Origin of the sequence: Okeania sp. SIO2F4, from assembly GCF_010672385.1 — a bacterium.
In the GTDB taxonomy this organism is placed as follows: Bacteria; Cyanobacteriota; Cyanobacteriia; order Cyanobacteriales; family Microcoleaceae; genus Trichodesmium.
This window is the reverse complement of the sequence record NZ_JAAHGT010000713.1, coordinates 1-5,087: the sequence shown is the minus strand read 5'-3', so window position 1 is coordinate 5,087 and position 5,087 is coordinate 1. Positions and strand designations below refer to the sequence as shown.

Annotated in this window: 4 protein-coding genes and 1 pseudogene; all 5 read left to right on the top strand. The window is 32.3% G+C overall.

The window, feature by feature from the left end; translation table 11 throughout:
• Positions 1-477 precede the first annotated feature (477 nt).
• Entirely contained in the window at positions 478-1,842 is a 1,365-nt protein-coding gene (locus F6K22_RS31090; protein WP_293107149.1) for a CHAT domain-containing protein, read from the top strand.
• Between the two features lie 153 nt (positions 1,843-1,995).
• Positions 1,996-2,136, top strand: a pseudogene (locus F6K22_RS31085) (glutathionylspermidine synthase family protein); the annotation flags it as partial.
• A gap of 153 nt (positions 2,137-2,289) precedes the next feature.
• Positions 2,290-2,703, top strand: coding sequence for a P-loop NTPase family protein (locus tag F6K22_RS31080; protein ID WP_293107147.1), 414 nt, complete (start codon positions 2,290-2,292; stop codon positions 2,701-2,703).
• 6 nt (positions 2,704-2,709) lie between these two features.
• A complete protein-coding gene (locus F6K22_RS31075; RefSeq protein WP_293107145.1) occupies positions 2,710-3,618 on the top strand; it encodes a hypothetical protein in 909 nt (302 codons plus the stop codon).
• On the top strand, positions 3,611-5,087 hold a 1,477-nt coding region (locus F6K22_RS31070; RefSeq protein WP_293107142.1), incomplete at its 3' end, for a tetratricopeptide repeat protein. The genes F6K22_RS31075 and F6K22_RS31070, both read left to right, overlap by 8 nt.

The following is a 5,087-nucleotide window of genomic DNA, read 5'->3' as shown; positions in this document are numbered from 1 at the left end:
TGAATTGCTCGCAGTCCGTTAGGATGGGATGGCGAGGTCTCCCTAAGAATGCAGAGCCGCTCCGAAGTGCGCCATATCCAATCTCCCCTTGAGAAGAAAAAATTTTTCCTGTTCGTCAATCCTATCAGTTTTCAAGGAGAGGTAATTATTAATTATTAATTATTAATTGTTGAATCCTCCTTCTCGTCATAATACCTTATTTCTTCCTCCTCTTCTAGCTCCTAATTCTGACCTAATTATTTATAACTGTTCATCTAGAGATGATATAATATTAAGTTATCATCTCAACATACTTCCCATTTCAAATTTCTGGGTGTCTTTACTACTAACTTTACCGATAACTGTTAGCGAAGCTCCTCTGTAGGAGGCTAACTTATAACTGAAGTGACTCCTGCCCCTCCCCAAAATACTTATTCAGCAGACCCTATTTATAACAAGTATACTTAAACCAGTAACAGTAATTTGTGAAGTTAAATTATGTTTCATCAGAAATGGAAAAAAAGAATTATTTTTTGTTTCTTATTTACATTAATTTTTGTTAGTACCATTACCTTAAACATTATTTTACCAAAACAATCAGCGATTGCTGTGAAAGAAGAAGACTGGGAAATGTTTTTGCAACAAAAAGACTTTATTCAAGCAGTCAATGAAGTTGAGAAACATTGGGAAAGAGACTATGAAAATTACTTTGATGAAAATCTGGCTGACTTTTCAATAACGGCTGAAGATATAGCTGAAACTCTCACTAATTTATCTAAACAAACGGGCACAAAACCTGCTGTTATCTGGGTTTGGCAACGGGAAAAACAAATGCAGTTAATCTTAATAACTCCTGGCAAAAAACCAGAAGTTTATAGTGTGATAGATGCAGACAGGCAAAAGTTAATTAATACAGTTATAAGGCTAAATATAGAAATAATAAATCCCAGAAAACGCGATACTACATCATATCTAGAGCCTGCTCAAAAACTCTATGAATGGATGGTAAAACCATTAGAATCTAGACTACAAACAGAAAAAATAGATACCATAATGTTCTGCTTAGGCATGAATTTGCGGACTTTACCATTAGCAGTATTACATGATGGAGAAAATTTTATTATAGAAAAGTATGCTATTTCTCGGATTCCAGCATTTAATCTGATAGATACTAACTATAATAAAATTAAAAATGCACAAATTTTAGCAATGGGAGCATCAGAATTTAAAGAATTAGAATCTTTACCAGCAGTACCAGTAGAAATAAATAAAATTACACAATTTTTGTGGGAAGGTAAAGCATTTATCAATCAAGAATTTACAGTTAAAAATTTACAACAACAACGACAAAAACAATCTTATGAAATAGTTCATTTAGCCACCCATGCTGAGTTTAGACCAGGAAAACCTGATAAGTCTTATATCCAGTTTTGGGATGATGAACAAATTAGCTTAGATGAAGTAGAAAAGTTAAAACTAAATCAACCACCAGTAGAATTATTAGTTTTGAGTGCTTGTCGTACTGCATTGGGAGATGAACAAGCAGAATTGGGTTTTGCCGGGTTAACAGTAAAGTCGGGAGTCAGATCCGCATTAGCAAGTTTGTGGAATGTTAGTGATATTGGAACATTAGCATTAATGACAGAATTTTATCAGCATTTGCAAAAGATACCTCTAAAAGCAGAAGCACTCCGACAAGCTCAAATTGTGATGTTAAAAGGAAAAGCAGGTATAAATATGGGTGAGTTAAGCGGAACTGGAGGGGAATTACAACTACCACCAGAATTAGCAGAATTTGGTGATGAAACTTTTTCCCACCCTTATTATTGGTCAGCTTTTACATTAATTGGTAATCCTTGGTAAGTAAAATTTGGGCGTTGCATAATCTAGGTATGAATTATAAATATTTACCTCTGAAACTACTTGTTTCCTAGGCAAAAAAGACAACATATTCCTAATTCCTAACTCCCTAATTTCAAAATCATACATTAATTCAGCAACGCCCAATCTTATTATCAATTGCCGAATTTTGATGGTTATTATCCTATTATTGGTGCTTGGGTTATTGGTGGAGAAGCTGCTGGTATTTGTGTTAGGGAAGACCAGGAAATTGTGACTCAAGATTTGAGTAGATTTGTGCCTCATTATTTTAGTTAGAAACTTGCGTTTTAATGAACTACTAAAAATATTTGTTCTTCTTTTGAAATTACATAATTGCTATTTCTATTTTTCTATCTGGAGTTATTATGCTAAAATCTAAATCTTAGAGAGTTAGTATACACTAATAAATCTTCCTATAGATACCAGCTTATGAGTTTAATTAAAAACATATATAATCAATTTAACCCATTTGAACCCTTAACTGCCAACGATCCAGCTTATGTAAACTGTAGTGAAGTGAGGGGAGATGATAATATTTTTAAGGAAATTGGTAAAACTATTATTTACTCAGATAAGCCTACCTGTCAACTTTATACTGGGCATCGAGGTGTAGGTAAATCAACAGAATTATTACGCCTAGAAGATTATTTACAAAAAAATGGTTGTTTTGTGGTTTATTTTCCAGCAACGGAAGGAGATATTGATGAATTAGACGTTCAATATACTGACATTATTTTGGCTTGTACTCGCAACATTTTGGAGAAGCTTCAAGCTTATGCTTCTCCTAATCTTTTATTAGATTGGTTACAGTCTCGATGGCATGAATTAAAGGATTTAGCTTGATCAGATGTGGAGTTTGAAAAGCTAAGTATTGAATCTAAAATTAATGTTTTTAGTAAATTAACTACAAGTTTGAGACGCATTCCTAGTACTCGTGAAACTATTAGAAGACAGGTTGATAATCATAGTGTTTCTTTAATTGCGGCTTTAAATGAATTTATTGAAGAGACTCAAAAAAAATTGCCAGAAGCAGAATCAAAAATAGTTGTGATTCCTGATAATTTAGATAGAATCATACCTATTGAAAGAGGTAATGAAAGAACAAGTCACGATGAAATATTTCTGGATTATAGTAATCAGTTAACTGCCTTAAACTGTCATGTTGTTTATACAATTCCTATTTCTTTAGCCTATTCAAGTCAAGCAACTGAACTAAGAAATATTTATGCAAGTCCCCAAGTTTTACCAATGATTATGGTCAAAAATCGTCAAAATGAATCTTATGGGAAAGGATTAGATAAACTAAAGGAAATTATTGAAAAAAGGGTTCATTTGATTGACCCTGGAATTGATATTGATACTCAAATTTTTGATAATTCAGAAACTCGGATAAAACTTTGTCAGATGACTGGCGGTCATGTCCGAGATTTGATGTTATTAATGCAATCTGCTATGCGTCAAGTTGATGATTTTCCGATAAATATAAAAGCAGTGAATCGTGCTATTAGCGATGCTAGAGATGGCACTTATCGAAATGCAGTTAATTCTGAAGAATGGGATAAGTTAGCTACAGTTTATCGCTCAAAAAATATTCCTAACGATGAAGAATATCGCAGTTTATTATTCCGTCGTTGTGTATTGGAATATCGAGATGTTGATGCAGAAGATAATCCTATACGTTGGTATGATATTCATCCTTTAATTGAAGGAACATCTGAGTTTCAATCTGCACTAAATAGATTAATTTCTAATGAGTAATAACTTAGTCAGTCCCATAGAAAAATTTAGACCAGATGAAAAAGAAATTTATCTGACCCTGAAACGCGATATATCTTGGCGCGAAGGTTTTGGTATTTTATTTGTCAAGTGTTCTCCTGTACAGGAAAGTTGGATTATTGACAAAGTTAAGCAAGATATTCCAGACAAAAAAATTGGGATTTTAAAATTAGAACATTCTATTGATAATTTATATGACTTGATTGAAGAGAAGGTTAGAGATAATCCAATTGATATCTTATTTATTAGTGGTATTGAAAAGTCTTTAGCTTTAGAGGATTATATTAAACGCACCCTAGAAAAACCGAAAGTTTCTCACGAAAAAGGTTCGGTATCATACTTATTAGGTCATCTAAATTGGCAAAGGGAAAGATTTAGAGATGATTTTAATTGCTGTTTAGTTTTTATAGTCAGGAAATACACCTTAAAATATTTAGTGCGTCGTGCCCCAGATTTTTTTGATTGGCGTTCTGGAGTATTTGAGTTTCCTGTAGATAACGAAATTGATTTACTACAATATTATGTTCCATTTGAACGTTATCTTGAGCAGGAAAAACAAAGGAAAGTATCTGAAGATTCTGCATTGTTTTATCAAAAGAAAGATCTAGATACTCAAGAGTATATTTCGTTTTTGGAAAAGCTTCTCTTATTAGAATATGAAAATAATGGAGATTTAAAATTTATCTACTCTGTTGTTAAATTTAATGTTGATAAATTAGATGACTTTTTTGCCCAACTTTTACAGCAGTGGATAATTGATACTTGTTCTGAAGTTAATCCAGAAGAAAAAGAAGCAATTGTAGGGATAGTAGAAAATCTGTGTATAGATATTTCTCAATTCCCTCTGGGAAGATTGTCAAATATTTTAGAAATAGCAATTACTGGATTAGAAACTATTTTAAAATTTCGTCCCCGCGAGAATTTTCCGGAACAATGGGCAACTACTCTTAATAATCTTGGTTATGTTTATAGTAATCGTATTTTTGGCAATAAAGCTGAAAATTTAGAACAGGCGATCGCTTGTTATAACTATGCATTAGAAGTTAGAACTCGTAAAACTTTTCCTGAAGATTGGGCAACTACACAAAATAATCTAGCTATTGCTTATACTCAAAGAATAAGAGGAGAAAGAGGAAAAAATCTAGAAAATTCTATTAGAGGTTATTTCCTAGCTTTACAAGTTCGTACTTGTAAAGATTTTCCTGTAGATTGGGCAAAAACTCAAAATAATTTAGGCAATGCTTATATATATAGAATATATGGAGAGAAAGGAGAAAATTTAGAGCGAGCTATTAATTGTTTTTATCAATCTTTAAAAATTTATACTAAAGAAAATTTTCCTGAAGATTGGGCAACTACCCAAAACAATCTAGGTAATGCTTATCGACAAAGAATAAGAGGAGATAAAGCGGAAAATCTTGAACAAGCAATATTGTGTTTGCAAAATGTTA